We start from the raw sequence: 561 nt of genomic DNA on the forward strand, positions 1-561 counted from the left end.
GACCGCCCACCGTACCGGTGATCGCAATGCTCTGCTGATGGCCTTCTTGTTGAGTAATGACGTTATCGCCAGTGATCTTATCGATATCGATAGTCGCGTTAACATCCACCGTATAATTATGCTCAGCCGTGGCGGTTTTGCTGTTGCCTGCGGTGTCGGTGGTGGTCACTGTCGCGCCAACATGATCCGTCTTCGCATCCAACAAGACCTTGCCATCAACAGACAAACGCCATGACTTATCCGCTTGTACTTCGGCGGTGCCTAACGTTTTACCATCAAGGGTCACTGTTACCCAATCGCCCGCTTTCACATCGCCGCCAACCGTACCGATGATCGCTTGGGACTGTTCAGAATCAGGTCCGGTTACATTATCATCGGTAGCAATCGAGGTAATAGTGATCGCTGCCGCAATGTCAGTATCAATGTTGTAAGGGTGATCGTCCGTCGCCGTGGCACTGTTGCCCGCCTCATCCGTGGTGGTGACGGTTGCCGTCACACTATCAGCCGTCGCACCGTCTAAAACACTGCCGTCAACTTCTGCCGTCCACGTTAACTTGCCGT

1 protein-coding gene is annotated in these 561 nt (G+C 53.3%); it reads right to left on the reverse strand.

Going from position 1 to position 561, the window contains the following annotated elements; genetic code table 11:
• On the reverse strand, positions 1-561 hold a 561-nt coding region (locus CZ809_RS20965; protein ID WP_144396234.1), incomplete at both ends, for an Ig-like domain-containing protein.

This window comes from Photobacterium piscicola (genome assembly GCF_900166965.1).
Classification (GTDB): Bacteria; Pseudomonadota; Gammaproteobacteria; order Enterobacterales; family Vibrionaceae; genus Photobacterium; species Photobacterium piscicola.